Here is a 24,909-nt window from a genome sequence, read left to right as displayed (position 1 = left end):
GGCTTGACCCCCCTTTTCCTTATGATCTGGTAAAATCCAGTTCCTGCAAAACTTCTTCTTTTAATTCCGCCAGGTGAGCATCGCCGCGCTTCCTCGGCTTCGGGCGGTTAATAAATATTTCACTTTCCACACTCCCCGGTTGTCCTCTCATAATCACGATTCTGTCGCTTAAATAAAGCGCCTCATCAATGTCATGGGTGACAAGCAGCGTCGTCGTCCTCCGCTTTTCCCATATGGACAACAATAAATCCTGCAGCTGCATCTTCGTAAAAGCATCCAGGGCGCTGAAGGGTTCATCCAACAGGAGGATATCAGGTTTGCTGAGCAGGGATCTCGCAATCGCTGCGCGCTGGGCCATGCCACCTGACAAATCTTTCGGATAGTGCTTTTCAAACCCTTGAAGGCCTACAGTTTCAATCAATTGCAACGCCTCCGGTTTCTTTTCTCTTTTAGAGAATCCGAATGTTACATTCTCAAGGACCGTCAACCATGGCATGAGTCGTGGTTCCTGAAACATCATGCCGAAAGCTTCTTCAGGCCGTTCAGCATTCGTCCGAATATCCCCTTCAAACTTGGTGTCCAGCCCGGACAAGACACGGAGCAGAGTACTCTTCCCGCATCCACTTGTACCAAGTACTCCAACGACTTCCCCTTTCTGCACTTGAAGATCAATGTTCCGGAACCCTGCTTTTCCATTTTGAAAGGTCCGGGAGACATGATTGACGGTTAACATAAAACCCCTCCTTCAGGACGCATTTTCCAAGTTGTCCTGCCACTTCAACGTTTTTGATTGAACCCGCTTTAACATTTCATCCGTGATTTTTCCAAAGACCGCAAATAGAATGATACTTCCGATCACTAGCGCCGGGGCAGATGTGTTCTGGCCATATACCATAAGGTAACCAAGTCCCTGGCTCGCCCCCAGCAATTCAGCAGCCACGACGAACATCCAGCCGAGGCTCAGTCCACTCCTCAAACCAACGATGAACGATGGGAGAGCGGCTGGAAAGATGATTTTCCTGATTTGCTGTATGTTCGTGAAATGATACATCCGGCCCACCTCAATCAACTTCCTGTCAATCCCCTGAATTCCAGACGTTAAATTCAAATACACGGGAAAGAAAACGCCCACAGCCACCAGGGTAATTTTAGAAGCTTCTCCAATCCCGATCCATAAAACGAATAAGGGTACCCAGGCGAGGGATGGAATCGCTCGTAAAGCCTGAAGCATCGGGTCAAGCAACTGGTGAACGACTTTCACATAGCCTGTCGCTGCTCCAAGAATGAGAGCCGCCAAAGACCCGAGAAGAAATCCGGCAAAAACCCTGTAAAGAGTAATTGTGATATGGCCCCACAATTCTCCCTCCTTTGCCAAACCCGCCATTTCCTCAACGACGGTCGTAGGCGATGGCAGGAGGTGAGGGGCCACCCATCCCTGCCTCGAGGCATACTCCCACAAAAGAATAATGAACAATGGAAGGATCAGTCCCAGCCATGAACCAGACTGGTTTCTTTTATTAAAAACGCGTGTTTTATTTGTGCTGGATGCCGGGCTTACGGCCGCTTCTGAGCGACTGGACATACTGTATCCCCTCCTTTACTTGATCACTTCTTCGGCATAATCTGGGACGACAAGTTCTTCGGTCGTTTGTTCGATATCCACGTCAGTCTTGATGACTTCTTCCTCCTGCAAAACTTGGCCGGCACCAAGAATGGTCTCCCGGAGATCATCCCCTGGAATCGGATTGGATAAATCGTTCCTCTCCAGGCTCTTCTTCGCTACTTCCAAGTCCAGGCCAGCTTCTTCCGCCAGGATTTCTGCTGCCTTATCAGGGTTCTGAAGCGTCCACTTCCTCGCTTTTTCATAAGCCTCAATCACGTGTTTAACGATTTCAGGGTGTTCTTCGGCATACTCCGAGCGCACATTCAATGTTCCATAAGTATTGAATTCGGGCTTACGATAGAAAAGCTCTGCTCCACCTTCCAATTCATTGCGTGCCATATGAGGATCCAGCCCCGCCCAGGCATCGACATTGCCATTGCTCAATGCAGATGCTCCTTCAGGATGCTGTAAGTTCACAAGTTCGATATCATCGGTGGAAAGGCCGTGGTCTTTCAAGGCACGAACTAAGAATATATAAGGATCTGTCCCAAGAGTAGCCGCTACTTTTTTCCCCTTTAAATCTTCCACTGAAGCGATTCCAGAGTCAGGATTTGTGACCAGTGCTGTCCACTCAGGCTTAGAATAAAGATAGATGGATTCTACAGGGGCATGGTTCGCTTTTGCCATCAGCGCTGCCGCCCCGGCTGTCGAACCAAAGTCCACACTGCTTGAATTCAGGAATTCCAACGCTTTGTTGCTTCCCTGACTGAGGACCCAGTCCACTTCGATCCCTTCTTCTTCAAATATTTCTTCAGCAAATCCCTGGTCCTTTAATACGAGACTTGTGGGAGAATAATAAGCATAATCCAGGGTCACTTTGTCCGGTGACCCACTCTCCCCTTCCGCATCCGAACAACCGAATAATCCAAAGGTTGTCAGCAATCCTATGGTGATCGCTATTTTTTTCAACTTCATGCCGAATCCTCCTTTATAGTTCGCATGCGTACGTATCGATGGTTCCTCTTAAACGCTGGGCTTCCTTATACGTGCAGCGGTTATGGACCACTTCGAGTCCAGCTTCACTTGCAATTTCCGCAGCCTTTGGTGCGATGACTCCTTCCTGCAGCCAAAACACACCTGGCCGTATTTCAGCAGCTTCTTCAGCAATTCCAATCGCTGCTTCGGGACTACGGAAAACTTGAACAACATCGACTTTAAATGGAATCGATCTCAAATCCGGATAAGAAGTTTCTCCGAGAACCTCGGTTTCCCTCGGATTGACCGGCACAATCTGATACCCCATTCTCTGCATCTTTCTCGCCAGACGATGACTCGGTCGGGACGGTTTTCCACTTAGTCCGACTACAGCTAAACGTTTCGGGCGTGTCGTTCCATCCTCTTCCGTTTTGGAAGAGCTCAGGGCCCATTTGATGACACCTTCATCATTTTCAGTGATGGATTTTTGACTTCCTTCTCTTCCTGTCGCTTTCCCAATCGCACGATCAAGGTCATTGATCAAGTCCTTACTCGATTCAAGCCCAATGGATAACCTGATCAACTCTTCTTTCACTCCGCTTGCTGCAAGATCTTCCACGGATAATTGCTGGTGAGTCGTCGATGCCGGATGGATGATTAATGACTTTGCATCTCCCACATTCGCCACGTGGGACCAGAGGGAAATATTGTTGATCACTTGCCTTCCTGCTTCTCTCCCTCCTTTGATACCAAAGTTAACGATTGATCCATACCCTCCTTCAAGATACTTGCTGGCAAGCGAATGAGCTGGATGGTTGGACAACCCTGGGTAGGCGACCCACTCGACATCTGGATGGCCTTGTAAGTATTCAGCAATTTCCTGAGCATTATCTCCATGCCTCGCTACGCGAAGGTGTAGTGTTTCTAATCCTTGAAGCAGCAAGAAGGCGTTCTGTGGACTTAAACAGGATCCAAAGTCACGAAGAAGCTGGACACGCAGTTTAGTGATATAGGCGAGCGTGCCAAAATCAGCGGCATAGACAATTCCGTTGTAACTATCATCAGGCTCTGTAAAAACCGGGTGTTTTCCATTTCCCCAGTCAAACCTTCCTCCGTCTACAACAATACCCCCGATGGCTGTTCCATGACCGCCGATCCATTTTGTTGCCGAATGGATCACAATATCAGCGCCGTGCTCGATCGGGCGGCAGGTATACGGAGTTGCAAATGTGTTATCAATTAATAATGGAAGTTTGTATTCATGAGCTACAGTGGCAATTTTTTCAATATCCAGCACGTGTAAACTTGGGTTCCCAATGGTTTCGGCAAAAACAGCTTTTGTCTTTTCCGTAATGGCTGCGCGGAAGTTTTCCGGGTTCTCAGGGTCGACAAAATGAACTTTAATGCCATATCGTGGTAAAGTATTTGCGAATAAATTATAGGTCCCTCCATATAGATTCGATGCTGCAACGACCTCATCCCCGGAACCGGCAATATTCAAGATCGATAAAGCAATAGCTGACATCCCGGATGCTGTAGCTACAGAAGCAACGCCCCCTTCCAGTAAGGCCATCCGTTTTTCAAAGACATCCACGGTGGGATTCCCAATTCGAGAATATATATTTCCGGGTTCATCGAGAGCAAAAAGGCTTTGAGCATGATCCGTGTCATGAAAGACATAAGAAGTCGTCTGATAAATCGGCACAGCTCGTGATCCTGTGGTCGGGTCCGGTGACTGTCCTCCGTGCAAGGAAATCGTGTCTACATCATAGCTTTCAAAAGAATGGGTCATCTTCTATTCCTCCTTAAATGGTAACTATCCGTATAAATAAAGTTGGCTTTAAAGCGATAAGTCGCTTCATGTCCGCCTCCACACCAAAAAACCCTCTTCCAAATAAGAAGAGGGTTGATCCTATACATTCCTCCCCTTATCTGCCAGATCGATGATGATCTGTAGGACTTGGCACCTTTTCAAACCGATGTTTGAAGGTTGCCGGGCTTCACAGGGCCTATTCCCTCAGCCACTCTTGATAAGAGATGTATTCAGTTAAATGATTATGTTGTGAAGTATAACGGATAACAATCAGAAAAGTCAATCATTTTTGAATATTTATGATATTGAAGCTTCTATTGATTTTTTCAACTGTTCAATGATGTCCTCATGGTCTTCAATGCCGATCGATAGACGAATGACATAATCATTGATACCGATTTTCTCTCGCTCCTGTTCTGACAAAGCACGGTGAGATGTCCGTACAGGATAAGAAACGGTGGTTTCCACCCCGGCCAGGGTAGGAGCTATTTTAATCCACCCGAGGGACTTGAAAAATGTCTCAATATTAATGGAATCCAGAAGCTCAATCGTGACAATGGCTCCATTTCCCTGCTCGGATACCCGCTGAGGATAGTGAACCGTACGGATGGCCTCATGGTCAGCAAAGGCTTTCGCTACTTCTTCTGCATTGTATGATTGCTTTTTCATTCGCAGACCTAAAGTTTTCGCTCCGCGTTGTGTTAACCATGCTTCAAACGGGCTGAGGTTCGCACCTAACGTGACGATTTTTTGTGATGCCTTTTGAATCGAATCTTCACTTCCAACCAAAACTCCACACGTTACATCACTATGGCCCCCGATATATTTCGTCCCACTATGTACCACTAAATCTACCCCTTGTTCATAGGGCTGGAGCAGATAAGGAGTAGCGAACGTATTGTCGACCATTGTCTTCAAGTTTTTTTCTTTAGCAAGGTCAACAATACCCGCTAAATCTTCCACCCGAAGGAACGGATTTGAAATCGATTCCGTATACAACAATTTCGTCTTGTCTGTAATCGCTTCTTTTACCTCCTGCAAATTTGCGAATGAAACCATCGTCACATCGATACCGAATGTCGGAAGTTCTTTGGTGAGAAGTTTATGGGTACCCCCATACACATCCTCTGCCGCCACTATATGCTCCCCGGGTTTTACCACCGCTAACACCCCTGCGAGGATAGCTGACATCCCTGAGGAGGAAGCCACACCAGCAGGCGCTTTCTCCAATGCCGCCACGGTCCCTGCCAATTCATCCGTATTCGGATTACGCTCTCTCGTATATAAATAAGGGCTCTCTCCCTCATAATAACTTTCCAAATGGTCAAGGTCCTTGAAAGTAAAGGCTGATGTTTGATAAATCGGTGTACTTTTGCTATTTGGCACAAGAGTCTGATCCGCTTTATGATGCACAATTTTCGTATCAAATGATGGATTAGTCATCTCATATCTCCTCCCTCTTCACTTAATCTGAAATTATATAGAAAACAGCAGAATATTGTCAAAGTTTTTCGACATATTCACGTAAAGATTGAATGATATAACGTTCGTACCCTTTTTCATGGGGGACAAAGTCCTCCTGCCTTACGATTCTTTCTTTCCCATTGAGCAGGGACACACCCTTCATCGGGACGCCTTCATCCTTTGCCACCATATCTTCGAGAGAAACCTTAATGACATCTTCCACCTCTTCTCCGAGTGAAAACTCCATTCCCACGGTCCAAGGCAGAAAATAAACACGGCAGATTTCCCTGTCCAAAAGGTCCCCCACCTGCAATTGCTCCTTATAATGTCCTTGTGGGATCAATTCTTCTGGTTTCACCGATACCCCGATCTCCTCTTCTATTTCACGAACACCTGCTTGCCATACATCTTCTCCCGCTTCAATATGGCCGGCGGCGGTTATGTCGTACAGACTAGGAAAATCCTTTTTATGTCTGGACCTGAGCTGGAGCAGAAGATACATCTTCCCCTCTGTAACTTGAAACATCCAGCAATGGAACGTTTCGTGCCAATCCCCGTCCACATGGACTTCTCCTCTTTCTTTGATACCGATCGGTTCTTCCGCTTCACTAAAGATCGTCAGCATTTCTCTCATTTAAATCGCCAACCCTTCTTATTTTCTAGTGAACATACTACTTGAAAAGCCGGTCACCTGCACGAAATAAATGCCCAGAGCATAAGCCCTGGGCATCATTACATCTGAGTATTCTATTCACTGATTGTGCACAAGACTTGCCGGAACAGGTTTACTGAAATAATAACCCTGGTATTCGTAACAGCCTTTCTGTTTCAAGTAAGCGATATGTTCGGCAGTTTCCACGCCTTCCGCAATCACTTGGAGTCCAAGACTTTTCGCCATACTGATAATTGCATTCACAATCGGCACATCCACCACGCGGTCTCCGATTTGATTGATGAATGAACGATCGATTTTAATCGCATCTACCGGAAGACGGTTCAAGTAACTGAGAGAAGAAAAACCGACCCCGAAATCATCCAAATGAACTTTGACCCCTTTTTCCCTCATCCGGTTCAATGTCTCAATACTTCTGTCGAAATCCTGCAGAACCATCGTCTCCGTAATTTCAATAATAAGACTTTCAGGAGAAAGGTTGGATTGTTCTAGGGCTGTAAAAACTTTTGAGGTCAGGTTCATATCTTTGAATTGCTGAGCGGATAAGTTCACTGCAATTTTCAACTCTGGCTTTTGGTCTTCCACCTGCCATTTTTTCAGTTGCTGACAAGCTTCCTTGAGCACCCATTCCCCGATATCGATAATCATCCCGGACTCTTCCGCAAGGCTGATGAAATAATGAGGAGATAATAGCCCATAATCGGGGTGGTTCCAGCGGATCAGCGATTCGTATCCGCTCACCTCTGAAGTTCTCCCGCATATTTGAGGTTGATAATGGAGTTCAAATTGATGTTTATCAAGGGCATGATGGAGAGATTGCTTCAAGTGAAGCTCCTCTCTCATCTGCTGACTCATCTTTTCTTCATATATCGCATACCGGTTCTTTCCATTCCTTTTTGCTTCATGCATGGCGGCATCTGCATGTCGAAGAAGTGTTTCCCCGCTGCAGTGATCACAGAATTGAGCGTGGGTAAACGTAACCCCGATACTCACCGTATTGTAGAATTCCTTATCCTCAATAAGAAAAGGACGGCGCATCGAGTGGATCACATGATCACTGATTCCCCTTAGTTCTTCCAAATTCCCGACATTCCTTAGTAAAACAATGAATTCATCACTGCTGATCCTCGATATCACCGCCCCCTTATGGGCAAAGGTCTGTCTTAAATACCGGGCAAACTGCCTCAACAGCTCATCTCCGTTTGTATGCCCCCAGGAATCATTGATCATTTTGAAATTGTCGATGTCAATAAGTAAAAGCGCAATATTGCTTTTCTTACCATCCACCTTCATAATTTCCTCTTCCAAGATCCCCGATAGGTAACTTCTTGTAACCAGTCCTGTAAGTGGGTCGTATTGAGACAACATTTCCAACTTCTTTTCCGCCTGCATCCGGGACAATTCATTGGCTGTCCGGTCCGCGAAGATTTGAAATAACGCCTTGCTGAGTGGGCCGCTCGTCTGTGGATGATCATTCATAATGGCAAGAATTCCGATCACTTCCCCATCTGCATTAAGCAGTGCTTTGCCTAAATAACTTTCCACGCCATAGTTTCTGATGACAGCATCATCTGGAAAATGCCTCCCTACATCATGAGGATAATAACATCCAAGCTTCGTTGTCACTTCTTCACAAGGCGTCCCCTGCAAGGAAAAGTGCAGTCCTTTGCTGACCTTTCCTTTGTGGTACATAGAGATGGCTGTCACTTTTTCTTTCTCTTCTCCCTTAAGTTCCCCGACGAGCACCGTATTTACGCCGAGAACGGAGGAGAGGTATTCGACCAGGAAATCAAAAAAACCTTGTCCATTATAGGATAGAAACGCGTCCCCTACTTCCACGATTGCTTTCTTTATTCTGTCTAATTCTTCACTGTAGGCAGATTCGGGCGCACTCATCCCCGTGTAACCGATCTTCTTTCCATCCTCATCGAAAATGGGAGTAACGATATCTTTCACCCATTCATAATCTTCGCCTTTCCAAAGGCGGTAATTCATATAAACAAAACGAGAATCGTCATCCGTCCCCGCACTATTTTCCAAATAGGCTATATCCTCTTTATGTATAAGCCGCATGATATCCCTGCGGTTTAAAACCGTCGTTTCCAAATTCCATTGGTTTTTTAACCGCTCACTCACATAGATGTTCTCTTTTTCAATGTCAAAGAACCATATAGGAATGGAAAGCTGCTTGAGTGTCCCCCAAGGATGTTCAATGATCCGAGCCATTCCGTTCACCTACTCTAAATATTTTTAATTCCCTCTACCTAACTATCGGAAAATTAGAACTAAAGTTTAATCCTTTCTTCACGAGGAAAACTACCCAAAAAGGAGGAAGGATTTATGAAAGACCGCAAACCAAGAAGAGCTACAGTAGAACAGACGAATGAAATGGCAGAGGTGTTCAACAGGAAGTTGAACTATAACCAATCGTTTTCCCATCAAACGGATCGTGCGGATGTCCATTCTGAGAGTGATGCCTTATACCGTCATTATTCAGATGACGAAGACTGAAGAAGTGATCTCGAGTACGGGATCACTTTTTTTGTTATCCCCTCCTTACTGACCGAAAATTCTGTTATCATTACACATGAACACTCCAAATTTTTCAAGATCGGTAGATAAAATGAAAGGATTGTACATATGAACAAAGGTACGAATAAAAAGAAATGGATCTTGATCACATTATCGATCATGATTTTCGCTGTGGGCGCCTACTTCTACACCAGCGGAAGTGAAGACCAGATGGCGCTCAGCACGGATTCAAAACCTATGAGAAAGGCGAAATCCGTGAACCTCGATGACTTCCCGATTCAATGGAACGAAGCAGAAAGCCATAAGGACGTGGAAGATTTTTATGAAGAACGGATCCGTGGGTTGACAGTAGCCAGGGAAAAGGGATTAACCGTTCGCCCGCAAGTGTCTACCCCCATCCCCGAGAAAGACGGTCGGATGCAGATCCATGAAGTATGGCACAGTGGCCCAACGATTCATGTGCTGTTCAGCATAGACCTTTCCGCTCTGACTAAAGTAGAAGATGAAGAAGAAGGTACCGAATACATCACCCGGCCTCCAAGTTTGGAAAACGTAAGAATCAAATCCCCGCACGGAAATGACCAGCAGACGTTTCAAGCCCATTCAAGGCCGCTTAACACCCAAGAATCCCTTGTTTACGAAAATCGACTGTACAGCTATGTCCAGGTTCCCCCTATAACAGAAAAATGGGGCTACAATTTCGAACCAGATGCCCTCACTGATTATGACAAGGAATTTTCCACCGCTTTCGACCTTCGTATCGATCATCGCACCGTACAAACCGCCGGAATGCCTGTACGGTACGTTCATGATATGGATAAACACGTACTGAACTCCTACACGTCGGACGAAACGTATTCAGATGACCTCGTCTCCATCGAACCATTAGAGTTGAACCTGGGCATCACATTGAGTCATATGAAAGTGAAAATCCAGGCGGAGCATGAAAAAATTGGGCAGACCATGCAAGCCGTTCTCAAAACCGACGACGGCACCTCCCACCCTGTTTCCTTTTTACTGAATGAAACAGAGGAGAAGGGTGTTTATCAATCATGGTTTCACCCGCCTCTCGACTCCATCAATGGAGACATCACCAGCCTTGACCTTGAATCCATTCATCTGATCGATGATACTCCCTACTCATTCAACGTCGATATGAATCAGTTTAAAGAGCATTCCAACAATACGATACCATTAGGAAAAAAAGTTGGAGAAGCATACGATACGGATATTATTCTTGATCAAGCGGATCTGTTCTCACGAACTAATATGAACCTTAAATTAAAATATGAACCTCATCAGGAAACTCAAGAAAACAAGCTTGTTGGTGATTCCATCGGGCCTATGAATGGAATTCCTGAAGAGAGGAAAAGTTACGTCGAGATCGTAACGGATGAAGGTGAAAAGACGGACGCACATATATGGGGGCACGGGCAGAATGGAGATATCCACTTCCAATTCCCAGAGCTCAGAAGTGCTGAAGAAATTACGGTAACGATTGATAAGAAAGTATACGCTCATTCGACAGGTCACACATTCAGCTTAACCAGCAAATAAGCAGAGGGATTGGATCCCTCTGCTTATTTATATTTCCTCTTGTATGAAACGAGTCAGAGCATCATTGAAGCGATCATAATGTGTGGCAGGAGTCTGATGGTAGGCATGATCAATCACTTCCATCTTCACAAAAGGACATCTATGATAATATTTAGCATGTTCATTGATCCAAAATTCTTTGTTACCGTACACAAGGAGTAACGGGGCTTTCAATTGATCCAAACGGCCACTGCAATCAAAGGAAAGCGCACGATTATAGTACGTATACCAGCACGCTGGATCGGATTTTGCCATGTGCTCATTCAATTCCCGTTTAATGTCACGATCTCTGAAATGCGAATGACTGAGCAGCTTTGCCAAAGTTTCCGGGCTTTTATCAACCCAGTACATCCCCCCCAGAAATTCAAACCGAAGGCCACCTGTCGCTACTTTCGGAAACCCGCCCGCCAAAATGACCGCCTTCGTCCGCTCAGGGAAAGTGAGCGCAAATTCCTGGGCGATCATACCTCCACATGAATAACCGACAATCACCACTTGCTCAAGACTCAAACGATCGAGCAACTGGACGACCTCTCTTGCGTACATGGACACATCCGGGGAATGAGTGATCACATCAGAATCTCCATTTCCACTGAGATCCGGAAGAATGATACGGAACTCCCTGGCCAGTGTATGCTGCATTTTGAACACTTTCCTCCCCATACCAGGAGGGTGGATAAAGACAATCGCTTCTCCATTTCCTCGATCATCGTAATATAATTTCGCCCCGGACTTTTCCGTAAAATAAGGCATGGTTCTTCATCCCCTAACCGATATTCATGGACCCTTAGCATGCCCAAAAAGAAATAAAGTATGTCGATTCAACGAACAAATCGACGTTTGATTGACCTCACACTACACCACGCGTAAACTAGACGTGTAACATCATGCCGGAAGGGGAAACAATATGAGACGTTTTCTATTACTTAGCCTATTTGCCTGCTTAGCTGTCTTTCTGGCTGCCTGCGGTTCGAACGAGCTTGAAAACACCCTGGATTGGGAAGTCCAGTCTTTTGAAGGGACGACTCAGGATGGAGAGAGCTTTTCCACAGAAGACATGGAAGGTAAGGTATGGCTTGCGGATTTCATCTTTACAAATTGCAATACAGTCTGCCCACCTATGACTAGAAATATGGTCAAAGTTCAGGAACAATTAGCCGAAGAGGACATCGATGCGAAAATCGTATCGTTTAGCGTCGATCCGACGGTCGACACTCCTGAGGTTTTAAAAGAATTTGGTCAAAAATATGGAGTGGACCATAGCAACTGGTCGTTCGTGACGGAATATACACAAGAAGAAATTGCAACTTTCGCTCAAGAGAGTTTTAAAACATCCGCTGTAAAGTCCGAAGGTAACGATCAGGTCATTCATGGTTCCGCGTTTTACCTGATCAACCAAGACGGAATGGTCGTCAAGAAATATAAAGGCGATACGGATGTTCCGATTGACCAGATCGTGGAAGACACAAAAACCATCGCTGAATAAAAAGAACCTCCCACTCCACAGAAAGATGGAGGGGAGGTTCTTTTATAAGAAATGGAATTTTAATTGAACAGCGAACTGATGAAGTTGCTTAATGACTTGAAGAAATTTTGGATCGCATTCCTTAAGCTGTTCCAAAATCCATCATCATTAATCAAATCCTGGATACTTCCTGTTAAGTCTTCTAACTGATTTTTTACTTGGTCGAAATTGATATTCAAATTGCGCATTTGTTCAAACAAGTCGATCAGACGTTGACGATCTTCCTCACTCAATTCAATATTCAAAGACTGGAGCTGATCCTGGACGATTTGTTCGACTTCTTCCCTTGTCGCAGGATCCTGTTCAGCAATCTGCTTCTTGATCTCTGTCAGCAATTCACTAATTTTATCACGGTCTACACCTTCGTTTTCCGCAATATCGGTAGCGATATCAAGTTCTTCACTCGCAACTTTCATCCTGTCTTCATCCAGCTTCACACCTTTGGCATCGTATGCTTTATAGATCCCGGTAAGAGCGGAGTGTCCACTGACTTTCACAGAGGATGCAACAAGAACATCAGCGTTTTCCACTCCCGCTGTAAGTAAAGCGTTTGTGTACATTTCTTTCGTCACCTGTGTTATGTTATCAGGTGTTACGATTTCGATGTTCAAACCTGCTCCATTGTCCTGGTGAATGATTTTGACAGATGAATACATATTCGAATTCGGATTGCCTCCGATATAATTGGCAAGATCTTGGCCGGTAACAGTAAACTCATCGACCTCATCATGCTGGCTAACTTCAAGCAATTCAGTGACTTCTGCTTTCTGTGCATCAGACAAAGCTTCCCCGTATACAACAATCGGAAGACCAAGCTTTTCATTGATGCCTGGATCTCCTGTGGACGCAGAGATTCCTGAAGGCCATGCGAAAGCTGTTAACAAAACAATGATCAACATCCACAAACTGACACGTGTTTTCATGTTCTCGACCCCTTGTAAAATGGTAGATCTCGACACCTTTTTGTGAAACCTTCCATTTATTATACCCGATACAGACGAACGGGTTGTCCTTATAGACGTCTGAGGACAAGAAAAGGTTTCAATTTCTATGAAACATTTCTACCTAAAAATAACGGCCAACGTTTAATACAGCTGAAAAATCCCACATTTGAATCGACAATGCCCATGACCACGGAAACTATTGAAAGAAAGGATGAATGGATTTATGAAAGTCACACGCCTCCTAGGATTGTATATATTTGCAGCCGCTTTGTTTTACGCAGGAATCACACATTTTATGTACGACCACGGATTCGCACGCATGCTACCTTCATGGATGCCTCTTAAATTAATCATCGTCTATGTGACAGGAATTACAGAATGGCTGCTTGCCCTCCTTCTTGTTTTCCCCCAGACTCGCAGGGCTGCAGGTTTTGCGACAGCAGCTTTTCTTTTCATCGTGTGGCCCGCCAACTTTTATGCAGCGATCTATAATATCCCGCCCCCATGGAGCGAAGAAGCTGATCAAACGGTCCTTTGGATCCGTCTCCTCTTTCAGCCTCTCCTTATTTGGTGGGTACTCGTCGTGTCCAAAAATTCGAAACCGGAGTAACCGTTTGTTAAAATAATGATAGAACTTAGGACAAGGAGGTTGTTTATGCGATTAGAAGGAAAGAAAATCATCCAACTGGTCAGTAAGGATTTTGAAGATCTTGAACTGTGGTACCCGGTCTTGCGCCTGCAGGAAGAAGGGGCGACAGTCCACCTCGTCGGAGAAAAAGCCGGCGAAGAACATCCCGGTAAATACGGGGTGCCGGCAACGGCGGATTATGGATTCGAAGATATTGATCCGGCGAATTATGATGGAATTCTTGTACCAGGTGGTTGGTCGCCGGACAAGCTCCGCCGTTACGATAAAGTCATGGAGATGGTCAAACATATGGACCAGTCAGGCAAACCCATCGGCCAGATCTGCCACGCAGGCTGGGTTCTTATCTCGGCAGACATCCTTAAGGGGCGGAAAGTGACAAGCACCCCAGGAATTAAAGATGATATGATGAATGCTGGTGCAGAATGGGTGGACGAAGCGGTCGTTCAGGATGGACACATCGTTTCTGCCCGTCGCCCACCTGATCTACCCCCATATGCTAAAGCGTTCGCTGACCTTCTGGCTGACCAATAATAGACAAACAACCCCCAGAGCCATTAAACTCTGGGGGTTTCCTTATTGTTCGGCGAATGCACGTTTAGCAAGCAGCGATACGACGGCATCATCCATAGGGGGATTGTGCAGCCCTGCCCGGACGTCCCGGTAATACTTCTCAAAAGAATAGGCTTTAGATAAACCGCGTCCACCCGCAACTCTCATCGCAAGATCGACGATTTCCTGAGCGGCATTTGTAACAGCCAGTTTGACAGCGGCCATCTCTTCTCCCATCAGCTCTCTCTCGTCCGGTTCTTCATCCCATTTCCTTGCGACAGCATATAAAAACGCGTGAGCCTGCATTAATTTCCATTCCATTTCCCCAATCTTATCTTGTATATGAGGAACTTCGGATATTGGTGTATCCAGACTATTCGGCTGAAACTCTTTGGCAAAGGCAATAGCATCATTCCGAGCAGCTACAGCAATTCCTAAATAGCAGGCGGGAATATGGAGCAGCCACCCCTTAGGAGAGGATTTTCCAGCACCTTTCATTTCCACAAGGTCTGCTTCACGTAACTCCACATCCTTCATAACAAGGTCGTCACTGGCTGTTCCTCTCATCCCGAGCGTATCCCAGGTGTTATCTACAGACAGCCCCGGCTGATGACGGTCGATAAGAAACCACCCCACCTCATCCCTATCTTCTACAAAGGCGGAAACGATGTAATAATCCAGATGCTCAGCCATCGAGGTAAATGATTTTCTTCCGTTCAGAACATACCCATCTCCCTTACGCACCGCTTTCGTTTCAGGAATCCCCCCACGGGTCGGGCTTCCCGTCGCAGGCTCTGTAGCCGCTCGGTTGACTACTTTTTGTTCGGAAGACACTTCCTTAACCAAGCGATCGTAGGCTTCCTTCTCCCACAACTGGTTATCAGATAACTCCATCATGACGCCTACATGCCAGCCGATTGACAAGGACACCGCCCCATCACCTTCTGCTATTTTCTCCTGCATCAGTAAGAATTCATAGAGGGTCAACCCGATTCCTCCGGCAGATTCCGGCAGGGGGATCGAGGGGTATTTTTCTTCTTTGATGACTTGAAGAGTTTCATAAGAAAAAGATGCGTCACGGTCCGTTTCAGTTACATGTTTCTGCGCCTCTTCCGCAATACGGGACGCTTTTTCATACAATTCCTGATGACGATCATTCTTGATCAGATCTTTCCACACACCTGCTGACAAAACCACCACTCCCGATTCATTATTTAACTAAATCATACCTGACAACTCGGAATGAAGCCAACTCCCTGCTTACCTTAGGCACTCTTTACTATTTAACTTCCCCAGGGCAGGAGCCATCATCCCGAAAACCGTCGGATGAACAGATAATTTCCCGGGAAATGTCGGTCATTTAGAACCCTCAATTGTGCGGGGTCAATATTTCTTCGCTAAAACTACCATGGTAAGAAATACGACCGTGATATTGAGCGCAATAAGTATACTGAGGAGATCAACAGCGTTCATTCCTAACACATTTACGGATAGAAGGAGTTGAAAAACACCCATAGTCCCCATCATGATGAAAAACGAATAAAACACAGCTTTATCTCGGATCCATTTCATCCGCTCATCTTTCTCTTTAAACTGTGGATACAAAAAGCTCATACAAAAAGACAACACCCCTAAAGATATCATCGTCCAAATCATGGATGGCCACTCCCCCTCCATCCACCCGACTCCCATCAGAAATATTCCTATAAGAAGGAAAAAGGAGCCTGTCATTGTGAATGCCCTGGATGTCATATTCACGGTTATTCCTCCTCTGTTGATTCAACTATGAAAATATCTTCAATCTGCACATCAAACACGCGGGCTATTTGAAAAGCTAACGGCAGCGAAGGAAAATACTTATTTTTCTCTATTGATATAATGGTCTGACGCGATACGTGCAGCTTTTCTGCCAACCGGTCCTGTGATAATCCTTGTCTCTTCCGATATTCCATTAACTTATTCCGCATAAAAACCTCCAATATCTACCATTTTAGTGTAAAGGTTCCTTTACGTAAAGGCGTTTTTTAATACTCCTCCCTGGTTTTAGCAACGATCGACCCGGGTAGAAAAAGGTATGAATAAAAGGAGGCCACGACATGGTCAAAGCCACTTCAGGAACCAACGTTCACTGCGAAACGGAATATTCACCTTTAAATAAAGTCGTCGTTGCGAAACCGTCCTATATGAAAATCACTGAAATCATTAATGAAACACAGAAACACTACAAAAACCACAATATAAATGTGGACAAAGCGCTTCAGCAGCACGATGATTTGATCCGAGTACTGGAAGACCAGGGAGTGGAAGTGTTCCAGATTCCAAGCCAGCCTGATCTCTATGAACAGGTTTTCACGAGGGATATAGGCTTTACAATCGGGGGCCGATTATTCATCAGTAAGATGAATGAGAACGTACGACATAAAGAGATAGAAGTTTTTCAGGAGTGGGCAATGGGTCAGGCCATCCCCTTCGAAGAGTCTTTCCCAGGTTCAATTGAAGGCGGCGATGTAATAGTAGATGAAGAGACGGTGTGGATGGGGGAATCAAACAGGACCTCCTTTGAAGCGATTAAGGCACTCGACAAACGATTACCTGGCCACCACGTCATCCCGCTCCCATTGAGGAAAGACATACTCCATCTGGATTGTGTATTTAACATTCTGGACGAATCGACGGCGGTGCTTTACCCCCCTGCATTCAACAGGTCCGGTTTAAAAATCTTGTCATCCAGGTACAACCTGATTGAAGTCTCCGACCGGGAACGGTTTAATATGGGGCCGAACGTCCTCTCCATCGGAAATCGTAAAATCATCAGCCTGCCTCAAAACCAACAGTTGAATGCCCACCTGCACAAAATGGGGTTTCAAGTCATAACGATCGACTTTTCAGAAATCATCAAATCCGGCGGGTCATTCCGTTGTTGCACACTGCCATTGAAGCGCTCCTGAAGACTTGTATCGCCAAAGATCCGATAAATTTTTGCTGTCAAAAACCCCCCGGCCACTCATGTGGCTGGGGGGTTCTGTCGTTATGTTTGATTTCTTAACACTTTTAAGGCTTGTTTCACTGTTGCGTAAGTTTGAAGTGACAATTCACTGAAGTCTGCATACGGGGTGCTCTGAATAGCAAATGATGGTTTGATTCCGGTAATGACAAGCTTTGTTCCCATTAGATCCAGTAGTTGGTTCATCTGATAAATGCCCATGTGTACAGCTTCATTGTAAGAATGGACGGCGGACATGTCCAAAATCAAGTAATCTTCTTTCGTCTCTTTCACATGATGACTGACAGCTTCCAACATTTGCTGAAGTCGGTCATCATCGATGGTGCCTACCAATGGAAGCACAGATATGTTGTCCTGAACTGGAACAATTGGTGTAGATAGTCTTTTTACTTCAGAAAGATAATGAGCAATCAATTCTTCTTTTTCCCTGCGATTTGTCACATCTTTTTGGACACCTACAAAATACAATTGATCCATCTGTTCAATGTAAACCGGAAAAATGTGCAGTTCATTCCAGAACGTCGATCCGTCTTTCCGGTAATTTTTGATTTCCACTTGCACAGGCTCCTGTTTAGAAAGACCCTCACGAATCCTCTCGACATGCACCAGGCTCGTTTCTTCCCCTTGCAGGAACCGGCAATTGTGACCGAGAATCTCTTCCGATTCATATCCTGTCAAATCCCTGAATCCCTGATTGCAGTAAATCATCGGATTATCCTCTTGTTCAGGGTCTGTGATGACGACACCCGCACCGACATGGTCAATCGCTGCCTTTATAAATTCATTTTGTTGAATTTCTTCTAATCTAGCAAACATGAGTTCTTCAGACACGTTGGAACATCCCCTTCAAGATTGGAATGAATTACTTTAATAATAAAATGAATACTGCCCATCGCGCAAGTCACATTCTACGACCAGGGCAGAACGGTAAGTTCCGGCCAGCGTTTTTTCCATTTTTCAACCTTATTCCAATAAACTTCTTCTGGTATGAGACGCTTGTTCGGGCGGAGGATCCCATCAAAAAGGTCATCCAAACCGAAAGGTGCGTATATTTCATAACTCCCATCTCCCCTTCGTTTCATACCTATGGCTGAAGCTGAGGTCGGCCATGTATCGATGGCATCCTGGACAGATTGATAAGGAGTCATGGGCTTTTTGAACTTCTTTTCATACCAGAGGTGAACAAGTGCTTCATTCGTTACATCGAGTGTAAAGGGAAGGCCCGTACAAGCATCCCTCAGCCTCTTTTCAATGACTTGTTCTTCTTCTATAGTACCTGAATGATCAAAATATAATAAATCAGCATCCCCAATCCCATGCGCTGGGGGATAGCCGAACTGGTAATTCCATATGGTTTGCGTGATCACCCCGGCTCCAATCCAATACTCTTTGAAATTTGGCTGAGCAAGGTCAAATAATGGTGTTATGTAGGGAGACCATTGTTCTATTATTTTGATTAGTTCCTTTTCTCTTGCAATCATTCCATCGCCCCTTTTCGAATGTGATCCAGAAACGCTTGTACTTGAGGAAGAGCCTTTGCACCAGGCTTCACACAGGCCCACGTTTCCCTCATCATCCGCTCCCCATCAGTCTCCAGTGGCCTACAGAAGCAGGTGTTCTTTTCCTCCGTAATAATACTTTCAGGAAGGACCGTCATTCCTAACCCCCGTTTCATCATTTGCTTTGCCGTTTCAAAGTGATCGACCTTGATTGAACGTTTGACCAAGAGGTTTGATTCCCTGATCATCCATGATTCAATCAGCTTTTGAAACCCAGGGTCACTCTTGAATTCTATCAGCGGCCGCTGATGATTCCCGGGAGCGACAGAATCCAGCAGGAACAAAGCGTCACTAAGCAGATGTACAGACTCATAGTCAGGAATAGGGTCGCCACGTACAATCGCGATATGAAAAGAGGAAGCGGACTGTTTTATTTCCTCACTCACCCCCGTAACGAGATCTATAGTCACCTCAGGGTATTCTTTTGTAAAGGTTTGAAGGACTTTTGGAAGGAAATGCTGGCTGTATAGTGAGGATGCACCGAGAGAGAGTGTTCCTTTCACTTTTCCTTCTACCTGAGCAAGCTTCTCTCTCAACAGTTCTTCTTGCTGAAGCACACCGGAAGCGTGAGAAAGGACAACTTCCCCGAATGGAGTGGGAAGCAAGCGCTTTGGAGTTCGGAGAAAAATCTTTCCTCCCAATTGTTCTTCAATGAACTTCAGACGCTGAGTAAGAGCCGGTTGTGAAATAAGGACAGATCCGGCAGTTTTTCGAATAGTTCCGTATGTATTAAGGTCAATCAGCAACTGGTAATCTTCTACTTTCATGACGAACCCCTCCCTGATAAAAATTATTTATCACTTTTTATTATAATGCAATATTATTCAAATCACTAAAAGGAGAGTAAGATAAAGACAGATAAAGGAGGAGGAGAAATGGGGCACGCGAATACTAGGAAACTAATGAGTGGGTACTTTTTATATGAGAGCGGACGAGCGATGTATTTCGTTCTCATGACATGGTTTTTATTTCAATGGACAAATGATGCCTTCTATACCGGTCTTTTTGTAAGCTTCGGATTTATCCCGGGGCTCTTTTCCAACGTTATTTTCGGGGTTCTCGTTGACCGGAGCAATCGAAAGAAACTTGCAGTATTGGCAGGCGGCTGCAGCATTTTTTGCCTTGTGTTGTTAACCTCAGCGCTTCAGATGGGAATGGAATATCCCTGGGTGATGATTGCCGCCCATATGGTCATGCAGACGGCTGGGTCTCTTTTCCGACCTTCTTTACAGGCGTTGATGGCTGAAGTTTTCCCAAAAGAGGCGCTTCCACGTCTCTTCTCGCTATCAGGGTCTTCCACTGTTTCCGGTAGTCTTGCCGGCGCAGCTTCAGGAGGGCTGCTCGCAGGAGTGACAGCTATTGAATTCTCCCTTTTATGCGTCATCCTCTTATATGCCGGGGCTACATGGGTGGTTCACCTGCTTCAGTATACGGAATCCACAATCAGGGGAAGCAGGGAAACGCGCTCTTTTTGGGGAGAAATGAAGGAAGGATTTCACTATGTCCATCACCACCAGATGCTTTATAGTTTGTTCGTAATGCTCATGCTCGGGCAGCTTACGTTCCATACTACCCTGGGTTTTCTAAGTGTATATACGAGCTCTCATTTGAATCAATCCGCTCTAGTATACGGAATGCTGGACGGCATTTTCTCGATCGGCGGCATCTTTGCCGGTCTATTAGGAACATGGTGGTGGGCCAGAAGCCGGCACCATGTAGCTCTATGGTCTCTGATGCTGACAGCAGTCGGCCTTGCCCTTGTCGGTTTTACTACCTTTGTTCCTGCTGCTTTTCTAGGATTTCTCTTCATCGGTGCAGGAACATCATTCGTACGTGCGCTCTTGCAATCTGTTCAGCAAATGGCTACAGACGCTCGCTTCCATGGACGAATGTCCAGTCTGCGTATGCTCTGCAATCAAACATCTGTCGTTCTATCAGGTCCCCTATTCGGAATCGCAGCCTCCTCTTATGGAGCATCCTCCGTCTTTCTGATTCTTCTTCTACCGGTTGCTGGGGGAATCCTGTGGGCCAAAGTACAATCCAACCAGCCAGCCTTCAAACGGATCACGAACGTTATGTAATTTCCTGAAAAAGCACAAGCAAAAAGGTATGCCTCTATATGTAGGAGCATACCTCTAATGGTGTGATTCAGCTCTGCTTATCTCGTCTCTTCCTTCGGTGCTCGGTAAACCTTCTCGACCTCAACTCCCAGCGTCTTCAAATAGTCGACAATCTGGTCTAGTCTCTTCATTTTTTCACCTCAGTATATGAAATAAGATTTGGCACAGAAATAACATTCACCTGCAATACGGACAAAGATGTAAAAACGTTTCAACATTTCTATAAAAGACGATACCCGGACCTTCGGTTACTTAAGCACCTTTTTGTACATTTGTGCATTTTTTATCGAGACCCCCTGAATCGACTTCACCTGCCGCTTCTTCAGCATGTATCCATGCTTTTGAAAAAAACGCTCGGCGGCAGCACTTGCTTCTGTCCTGAGAACTTCCACACCCTCTTTTGCTGCCTGTTCCTCCAAGGCTTGGAGCATCTCCCCTCCCAAACCTTCCCCCTGCCAGTCAGGTGCTGTGTACAGGAAATCGATGCAGTCCAAATCCAGGGTTCCAAAGCCAATCAGCTGGTTGTCACCCTCTTTGGCCACCAGTGAGTAACCTTTATAAAAACGTTGATGAACAAGAGGATTCTCTTGAATTTCTCCCGCCCAGGCCCTCAATTGCTCTTCACTATAAAGTTCGGAAGATACGTTCTGTATAGATGTGCTGATCATCCGTATCACACGACTTACATCTTTTCTCTGGAGTCGTTCAATAAACCAAACCAAACTTCTCTCTCCCTTCTATCATAACAAAGCCCGCTCTCAATGCATGTAATAGTTTTATGACAATTCATACAAATTTTTAAGGTGCGTGATGAACACCTGAACTTCTTCGGTGATTTCTTCCTCACTAGCAGGAGTGACGATTGAAAAATAACGGCTTTTTGATTGAATATAAGGAAGATCCATGATCAAACCTTCAGCATCAGTGTGTTCAACAACCGTTTTCGAAATGAATGAAAGGCCCAGCCCTTCTTTCACTCCCTGGACAACTCCATGATTACTCCCGATCGTAATGGTTTTTTTAGGCCGGATATTGGATGACTCTAACATGTAATCCAGCATGGCACGCGTGCCTGACCCTCCTTCACGCGTGATCCACGTATGGTCCTGAAGATGATGAAATGACAAATGCCCTCCTTTTCTCAAAGGATGGGGGTCCGGGACGATCACGACCATGTCGTCTTTCATAAAAGGCATGGAACTTAACCCCTGCTCTGTCACTTTTCCTTCCACCAGACCAATATCCAGTTCATGCTGCTGCACTTCCCTGTTGATCACTTCAGAGTTCGCGATCCTTACCTGCATTTCTACGGAAGGATACTCCTCATCAAACGTTTTTAAAATTGATGGAATGATATACTCACCAACAGTATAGCTCGCACCAATTTGGATTCTTCCGCCGATTTCATTATGGAACTTCTTCACTTCATCCTTCGTTTTTTCCATCAAACCGAGCACCTGTCTCGCTCGCCGATAAACCATCTCGCCTGTTGCCGTCACTGCGAAATGTTTGGGAGAACGGTCAATCAGAGAGGTTTCAAAAAATCGTTCCATATTCTTGATATGGGCACTGACGGTAGGCTGCGATAAGTTCAAAATTGTAGAAGCCTTTGTGAAACTCTTCTCATCTACGACGGTTATGTAAGTTTTCAACGCTTCCATATCCATGGAATCCACTCCAATCATCAGCTTTTTCTATAATAAACATTATAAAGTTTTATTTTACGAATAGATAGGCGAGGCGTAATATAGGTGAAGGAATCAAAGGAGGTTCACCTATGAATGACAATACTTATAAACCTCTGCTTAAAGGAATCGGATTAACAGCTATTATCGCTGCAGCAGGATTTCTACTCGCCATGGCGCCTCTTTTAAATCAAGTGGGGCCATTGGCGGTAGCTATTCTGCTTGCAGTATTATATCGACATTTTTTCGGTTACCCGGAACACCTCGGTGCAGGTATTCGTTATTCAGCAAAAAAGCTGCTGCGCCTTGCTATTATTTTGTTCGGATTAAAATTAAATATCAATATCATCCTACAGGAAGGCTTTCCTCTCCTGGTGAAAGGGACAGTCGTCATCATTGTTGCCATCGGCCTCATGCTATTACTGGCTAAATTATTCAACGCCGATCCATCAATGATGACTCTGCTTGGGATTGGCACAGGGATATGCGGGGCATCAGCTATTGCGGCGGTTACCCCTATCCTGAAAGCAAAAGAAGAAGACACCGCCATCAGCGCAGGGGTCATATCTGTAGTCGGAACCCTGTTCGCCATCGGATATACCATCGTACGTCCTTTCCTGCCGGTCGATGCCGAGGCTTACGGGATGTGGGCAGGAATCAGCCTCCATGAAGTCGCAAACGTCGCGCTCGCTGGGGAACCTTCTGGTGATGAGGGTTTAGGTATGGCGCTCGTCGCCAAACTCAGCCGTGTTTTTCTCCTGGTGCCGTTCAGCCTGCTTCTCATTTGGTTCATGAATAAAAAAGGAAGCAAGGATGGCCATTCATCGATAACTTTCCCCTGGTTTCTCGTAGGATTTATACTGATGAGCCTGTTTGGAAGTTTTGTTAACGGATCATGGTTTACCATCCCGGCAGCCGCCATGGGCACAATTTCGTCACTCACTTCTTTCATTTTGACAATGGCGATGGTCGGCCTCGGCCTGAATGTCAGTTTACACGATGTAAGACAGCGGGCTTTAAAACCAATGCTCCTATTGATTGTCACTTCCCTTTTTCTCTCTTTATTCACCTATTGGTTGGTTTAAAAAAAGTCCAGGGCATAACCTGGACTTTTTTTTGTAAACTCTGTAAATGTATATGGTTCATAGATGTGATCTCGAGTTTTAGTCTCCATGAAACCATTCTTCTTATGTAATAATTTCGGAAGTTTCGTCGAAGAAGAGTTGTACATACGTTCTTCTGTTAGGATAGGATTGAACAAGACGATTTCTCATGCCTGTCCTTTTTCTGCATATAAATGAAGGGAGACTAGATCAGGAAAGGACACCGTCCCATGCGAATACACGCCTCCATCTATGCGTTTCTCTCCATTACCTTCTGGGGAGTTTCCTTCGTCTCCACCAAAGCTGTTTTAGGAAAGCTCGATCCCTTTTCCCTGCTTGTAGTCAGGTTCGGTATTGGTTCCATTTTTTTATTGATCCTCATTCTCTTACTGAGGTATCCGTTGAAATTACATAAAAAGTACCTGCCGCACCTTGTCACTTTAGGCATTCTTGGAGTGTTCGTTCACCAGGTGATCCAAGCAACGGCCCTCCTCACTATTCACGCGTCCGATGCAGGATGGCTCATTTCATTTTCGCCTGTTTTCACCGTTCTGTTGTCTGTTATTTTCCTGCAGGAGTCCCTTAATGTCGTAAAAGTCTCCGGTATTACACTCGCCGTCAGCGGAGTGCTTTTAATCACTTCTATCGGATACGGACAGACGATTTCTTTTTCTTTAAGTATGGGATACCTTCTGATGATCACAAGCTCTATGAACTGGGCGGTCTATTCCGTTCTATTAAAAAAATTAGCGGTTCCCATATCCCCTCTCGTCCTGACTTTCTATATGAGTACCATCGGATTTATACTGACATTTCCCTTTTTCATTAGGAATGAGGGGATGAAGCAATTACAATTACTTCAAATCGAACATTGGGCTCACCTTCTATTTCTGGGCATTTTTGTATCAGCCATCGCTTACTGGTATTGGGCGAAAGCTCTGGAGATTATGCAGGCAACTCAGGTCTCTGTATTCTTATATTTCGAACCACTAGCTACCTTGGGAGCGGCCATTCTTCTGCTTCACGAGCCATTTTTAATTACATCCTTATTCGGGGGTTTACTCATCATCGGCGGGGTCATACTCGTTCAAGGAAAAACTAAGAGGAGGTCATGA

Annotated in this window: 26 protein-coding genes and 1 riboswitch; of the genes, 9 read left to right on the top strand and 17 right to left on the bottom strand. The window is 45.3% G+C overall.

Features of this window, described 5'->3' with window-relative positions; genetic code table 11:
* Nucleotides 1-19: 19 nt before the first annotated feature.
* From ACXADE_RS01445 to ACXADE_RS01415, 7 genes are all read right to left on the bottom strand, one after another.
* A complete protein-coding gene (locus ACXADE_RS01445) occupies nucleotides 20-733 on the bottom strand; it encodes an ABC transporter ATP-binding protein (RefSeq protein WP_474978743.1) in 714 nt (237 codons plus the stop codon).
* Nucleotides 734-745: 12 nt separating this feature from the next.
* Nucleotides 746-1,582, bottom strand: a complete 837-nt coding sequence (locus ACXADE_RS01440; protein ID WP_474978741.1) for an ABC transporter permease — start codon at nucleotides 1,580-1,582, stop codon at nucleotides 746-748.
* 15 nt (nucleotides 1,583-1,597) lie between these two features.
* Nucleotides 1,598-2,578 (bottom strand): aliphatic sulfonate ABC transporter substrate-binding protein, encoded by a 981-nt coding sequence (locus ACXADE_RS01435; RefSeq protein WP_474978740.1) that lies wholly within the window; start codon nucleotides 2,576-2,578, stop codon nucleotides 1,598-1,600.
* 13 nt (nucleotides 2,579-2,591) lie between these two features.
* Nucleotides 2,592-4,370, bottom strand: coding sequence for a PLP-dependent aspartate aminotransferase family protein (locus tag ACXADE_RS01430; RefSeq protein ID WP_474978739.1), 1,779 nt, complete (start codon nucleotides 4,368-4,370; stop codon nucleotides 2,592-2,594).
* Nucleotides 4,371-4,503: 133 nt separating this feature from the next.
* Nucleotides 4,504-4,615, bottom strand: a riboswitch (SAM riboswitch).
* A 73-nt stretch (nucleotides 4,616-4,688) separates the two neighbouring features.
* The gene (locus tag ACXADE_RS01425) at nucleotides 4,689-5,834 is read right to left on the bottom strand and encodes a trans-sulfuration enzyme family protein (protein ID WP_474978738.1); all 1,146 of its coding nucleotides are present in this window, start codon (nucleotides 5,832-5,834) and stop codon (nucleotides 4,689-4,691) included.
* Nucleotides 5,835-5,892: 58 nt separating this feature from the next.
* Nucleotides 5,893-6,489, bottom strand: a complete 597-nt coding sequence (locus ACXADE_RS01420; protein ID WP_474978737.1) for an NUDIX hydrolase — start codon at nucleotides 6,487-6,489, stop codon at nucleotides 5,893-5,895.
* Between the two features lie 117 nt (nucleotides 6,490-6,606).
* Nucleotides 6,607-8,754, bottom strand: a complete 2,148-nt coding sequence (locus ACXADE_RS01415) for a sensor domain-containing protein (RefSeq protein WP_474978736.1) — start codon at nucleotides 8,752-8,754, stop codon at nucleotides 6,607-6,609.
* 114 nt (nucleotides 8,755-8,868) lie between these two features.
* Here ACXADE_RS01415 and ACXADE_RS01410 point away from each other — a divergent pair, with 114 nt between their 5' ends.
* Together ACXADE_RS01410 and ACXADE_RS01405 are read left to right on the top strand one after the other, a co-directional pair.
* Nucleotides 8,869-9,039 carry a hypothetical protein gene (locus ACXADE_RS01410; protein WP_474978735.1) on the top strand — a complete coding sequence of 57 codons (171 nt, stop codon included), beginning with the start codon at nucleotides 8,869-8,871 and terminating at the stop codon, nucleotides 9,037-9,039.
* A gap of 129 nt (nucleotides 9,040-9,168) precedes the next feature.
* The gene (locus ACXADE_RS01405) at nucleotides 9,169-10,617 is read left to right on the top strand and encodes a hypothetical protein (RefSeq protein WP_474978734.1); all 1,449 of its coding nucleotides are present in this window, start codon (nucleotides 9,169-9,171) and stop codon (nucleotides 10,615-10,617) included.
* Nucleotides 10,618-10,644: 27 nt separating this feature from the next.
* Here ACXADE_RS01405 and ACXADE_RS01400 read toward each other — a convergent pair whose 3' ends face one another.
* Complete coding sequence (locus tag ACXADE_RS01400; RefSeq protein WP_474978733.1) at nucleotides 10,645-11,409, bottom strand: alpha/beta fold hydrolase; 765 nt, start codon at nucleotides 11,407-11,409, stop codon at nucleotides 10,645-10,647.
* A gap of 154 nt (nucleotides 11,410-11,563) precedes the next feature.
* Here ACXADE_RS01400 and ACXADE_RS01395 point away from each other — a divergent pair, with 154 nt between their 5' ends.
* Nucleotides 11,564-12,142: an SCO family protein gene (locus ACXADE_RS01395; RefSeq protein WP_474978732.1), complete on the top strand. Its 579-nt coding sequence runs from the start codon at nucleotides 11,564-11,566 to the stop codon at nucleotides 12,140-12,142.
* 59 nt (nucleotides 12,143-12,201) lie between these two features.
* Here ACXADE_RS01395 and ACXADE_RS01390 read toward each other — a convergent pair whose 3' ends face one another.
* Nucleotides 12,202-13,104, bottom strand: a complete 903-nt coding sequence (locus tag ACXADE_RS01390; RefSeq protein ID WP_474978731.1) for a DUF1002 domain-containing protein — start codon at nucleotides 13,102-13,104, stop codon at nucleotides 12,202-12,204.
* A 244-nt stretch (nucleotides 13,105-13,348) separates the two neighbouring features.
* Between ACXADE_RS01390 and ACXADE_RS01385 the strand changes: the two genes are divergently transcribed.
* Nucleotides 13,349-13,735, top strand: a complete 387-nt coding sequence (locus ACXADE_RS01385; protein WP_474978730.1) for a DoxX family protein — start codon at nucleotides 13,349-13,351, stop codon at nucleotides 13,733-13,735.
* A 45-nt stretch (nucleotides 13,736-13,780) separates the two neighbouring features.
* The gene (locus ACXADE_RS01380) at nucleotides 13,781-14,305 is read left to right on the top strand and encodes a type 1 glutamine amidotransferase domain-containing protein (RefSeq protein ID WP_474978729.1); all 525 of its coding nucleotides are present in this window, start codon (nucleotides 13,781-13,783) and stop codon (nucleotides 14,303-14,305) included.
* 42 nt (nucleotides 14,306-14,347) lie between these two features.
* Here the strand turns inward: ACXADE_RS01380 and ACXADE_RS01375 are convergent, their stop codons facing one another.
* The 3 genes from ACXADE_RS01375 to ACXADE_RS01365 all read right to left on the bottom strand — a co-directional run bounded on the left by ACXADE_RS01375 (nucleotide 14,348) and on the right by ACXADE_RS01365 (nucleotide 16,290).
* Nucleotides 14,348-15,514 carry an acyl-CoA dehydrogenase family protein gene (locus ACXADE_RS01375; protein ID WP_474978728.1) on the bottom strand — a complete coding sequence of 389 codons (1,167 nt, stop codon included), beginning with the start codon at nucleotides 15,512-15,514 and terminating at the stop codon, nucleotides 14,348-14,350.
* 192 nt (nucleotides 15,515-15,706) lie between these two features.
* Nucleotides 15,707-16,081, bottom strand: a complete 375-nt coding sequence (locus ACXADE_RS01370; RefSeq protein ID WP_474978727.1) for a permease — start codon at nucleotides 16,079-16,081, stop codon at nucleotides 15,707-15,709.
* 2 nt (nucleotides 16,082-16,083) lie between these two features.
* Nucleotides 16,084-16,290 carry a helix-turn-helix transcriptional regulator gene (locus tag ACXADE_RS01365; protein WP_474978726.1) on the bottom strand — a complete coding sequence of 69 codons (207 nt, stop codon included), beginning with the start codon at nucleotides 16,288-16,290 and terminating at the stop codon, nucleotides 16,084-16,086.
* Nucleotides 16,291-16,419: 129 nt separating this feature from the next.
* Here ACXADE_RS01365 and ACXADE_RS01360 point away from each other — a divergent pair, with 129 nt between their 5' ends.
* A complete protein-coding gene (locus ACXADE_RS01360; RefSeq protein ID WP_474978725.1) occupies nucleotides 16,420-17,271 on the top strand; it encodes a dimethylarginine dimethylaminohydrolase family protein in 852 nt (283 codons plus the stop codon).
* Nucleotides 17,272-17,351: 80 nt separating this feature from the next.
* Here the strand turns inward: ACXADE_RS01360 and ytvA are convergent, their stop codons facing one another.
* The 3 genes from ytvA to ACXADE_RS01345 form a co-directional block, all read right to left on the bottom strand.
* Entirely contained in the window at nucleotides 17,352-18,143 is a 792-nt protein-coding gene (gene ytvA, locus ACXADE_RS01355; RefSeq protein ID WP_474982174.1) for a YtvA family blue-light photoreceptor, read from the bottom strand.
* 92 nt (nucleotides 18,144-18,235) lie between these two features.
* On the bottom strand, nucleotides 18,236-18,808 hold the full coding sequence (locus tag ACXADE_RS01350; RefSeq protein WP_474978724.1) for a nucleotidyltransferase family protein: 573 nt from the start codon (nucleotides 18,806-18,808) through the stop codon (nucleotides 18,236-18,238).
* The gene (locus tag ACXADE_RS01345; protein ID WP_474978723.1) at nucleotides 18,805-19,653 is read right to left on the bottom strand and encodes a LysR family transcriptional regulator; all 849 of its coding nucleotides are present in this window, start codon (nucleotides 19,651-19,653) and stop codon (nucleotides 18,805-18,807) included. Before ACXADE_RS01345 ends, ACXADE_RS01350 begins: the two co-directional genes overlap by 4 nt.
* 108 nt (nucleotides 19,654-19,761) lie before the next feature.
* Here ACXADE_RS01345 and ACXADE_RS01340 point away from each other — a divergent pair, with 108 nt between their 5' ends.
* Nucleotides 19,762-20,967: an MFS transporter gene (locus ACXADE_RS01340; protein ID WP_474978722.1), complete on the top strand. Its 1,206-nt coding sequence runs from the start codon at nucleotides 19,762-19,764 to the stop codon at nucleotides 20,965-20,967.
* Between the two features lie 287 nt (nucleotides 20,968-21,254).
* Here the strand turns inward: ACXADE_RS01340 and ACXADE_RS01335 are convergent, their stop codons facing one another.
* Nucleotides 21,255-21,728, bottom strand: coding sequence for a GNAT family N-acetyltransferase (locus ACXADE_RS01335; RefSeq protein WP_474978721.1), 474 nt, complete (start codon nucleotides 21,726-21,728; stop codon nucleotides 21,255-21,257).
* Between the two features lie 54 nt (nucleotides 21,729-21,782).
* Nucleotides 21,783-22,673, bottom strand: a complete 891-nt coding sequence (locus ACXADE_RS01330; RefSeq protein WP_474978720.1) for a LysR substrate-binding domain-containing protein — start codon at nucleotides 22,671-22,673, stop codon at nucleotides 21,783-21,785.
* Nucleotides 22,674-22,783: 110 nt separating this feature from the next.
* On the opposite strand from ACXADE_RS01330, the gene ACXADE_RS01325 reads away from it, so the two are divergent.
* Together ACXADE_RS01325 and ACXADE_RS01320 are read left to right on the top strand one after the other, a co-directional pair.
* Nucleotides 22,784-23,776, top strand: coding sequence for a YeiH family protein (locus ACXADE_RS01325; RefSeq protein ID WP_474978719.1), 993 nt, complete (start codon nucleotides 22,784-22,786; stop codon nucleotides 23,774-23,776).
* Between the two features lie 248 nt (nucleotides 23,777-24,024).
* Nucleotides 24,025-24,909 (top strand): DMT family transporter, encoded by an 885-nt coding sequence (locus ACXADE_RS01320; RefSeq protein WP_474978718.1) that lies wholly within the window; start codon nucleotides 24,025-24,027, stop codon nucleotides 24,907-24,909.

The organism is Halobacillus sp. ABR2_026, assembly GCF_056158545.1.
This window is presented reverse-complemented; position numbering and strand designations above follow the sequence as displayed.

Coding starts and splice junctions, on each gene's coding strand:
- ACXADE_RS01445 (WP_474978743.1), bottom strand. CDS start 733: ATGTTAACCGTCAATCATGTCTCCCGGACCTTTCAAAATGGAAAAGCA.
- ACXADE_RS01440 (WP_474978741.1), bottom strand. CDS start 1,582: ATGTCCAGTCGCTCAGAAGCGGCCGTAAGCCCGGCATCCAGCACAAAT.
- ACXADE_RS01435 (WP_474978740.1), bottom strand. CDS start 2,578: ATGAAGTTGAAAAAAATAGCGATCACCATAGGATTGCTGACAACCTTT.
- ACXADE_RS01430 (WP_474978739.1), bottom strand. CDS start 4,370: ATGACCCATTCTTTTGAAAGCTATGATGTAGACACGATTTCCTTGCAC.
- ACXADE_RS01425 (WP_474978738.1), bottom strand. CDS start 5,834: ATGACTAATCCATCATTTGATACGAAAATTGTGCATCATAAAGCGGAT.
- ACXADE_RS01420 (WP_474978737.1), bottom strand. CDS start 6,489: ATGAGAGAAATGCTGACGATCTTTAGTGAAGCGGAAGAACCGATCGGT.
- ACXADE_RS01415 (WP_474978736.1), bottom strand. CDS start 8,754: ATGGCTCGGATCATTGAACATCCTTGGGGGACACTCAAGCAGCTTTCC.
- ACXADE_RS01410 (WP_474978735.1), top strand. CDS start 8,869: ATGAAAGACCGCAAACCAAGAAGAGCTACAGTAGAACAGACGAATGAA.
- ACXADE_RS01405 (WP_474978734.1), top strand. CDS start 9,169: ATGAACAAAGGTACGAATAAAAAGAAATGGATCTTGATCACATTATCG.
- ACXADE_RS01400 (WP_474978733.1), bottom strand. CDS start 11,409: ATGCCTTATTTTACGGAAAAGTCCGGGGCGAAATTATATTACGATGAT.
- ACXADE_RS01395 (WP_474978732.1), top strand. CDS start 11,564: ATGAGACGTTTTCTATTACTTAGCCTATTTGCCTGCTTAGCTGTCTTT.
- ACXADE_RS01390 (WP_474978731.1), bottom strand. CDS start 13,104: ATGAAAACACGTGTCAGTTTGTGGATGTTGATCATTGTTTTGTTAACA.
- ACXADE_RS01385 (WP_474978730.1), top strand. CDS start 13,349: ATGAAAGTCACACGCCTCCTAGGATTGTATATATTTGCAGCCGCTTTG.
- ACXADE_RS01380 (WP_474978729.1), top strand. CDS start 13,781: ATGCGATTAGAAGGAAAGAAAATCATCCAACTGGTCAGTAAGGATTTT.
- ACXADE_RS01365 (WP_474978726.1), bottom strand. CDS start 16,290: ATGCGGAATAAGTTAATGGAATATCGGAAGAGACAAGGATTATCACAG.
- ACXADE_RS01360 (WP_474978725.1), top strand. CDS start 16,420: ATGGTCAAAGCCACTTCAGGAACCAACGTTCACTGCGAAACGGAATAT.
- ytvA (WP_474982174.1), bottom strand. CDS start 18,143: ATGTTTGCTAGATTAGAAGAAATTCAACAAAATGAATTTATAAAGGCA.
- ACXADE_RS01350 (WP_474978724.1), bottom strand. CDS start 18,808: ATGATTGCAAGAGAAAAGGAACTAATCAAAATAATAGAACAATGGTCT.
- ACXADE_RS01345 (WP_474978723.1), bottom strand. CDS start 19,653: ATGAAAGTAGAAGATTACCAGTTGCTGATTGACCTTAATACATACGGA.
- ACXADE_RS01340 (WP_474978722.1), top strand. CDS start 19,762: ATGGGGCACGCGAATACTAGGAAACTAATGAGTGGGTACTTTTTATAT.
- ACXADE_RS01330 (WP_474978720.1), bottom strand. CDS start 22,673: ATGGATATGGAAGCGTTGAAAACTTACATAACCGTCGTAGATGAGAAG.
- ACXADE_RS01325 (WP_474978719.1), top strand. CDS start 22,784: ATGAATGACAATACTTATAAACCTCTGCTTAAAGGAATCGGATTAACA.
- ACXADE_RS01320 (WP_474978718.1), top strand. CDS start 24,025: ATGCGAATACACGCCTCCATCTATGCGTTTCTCTCCATTACCTTCTGG.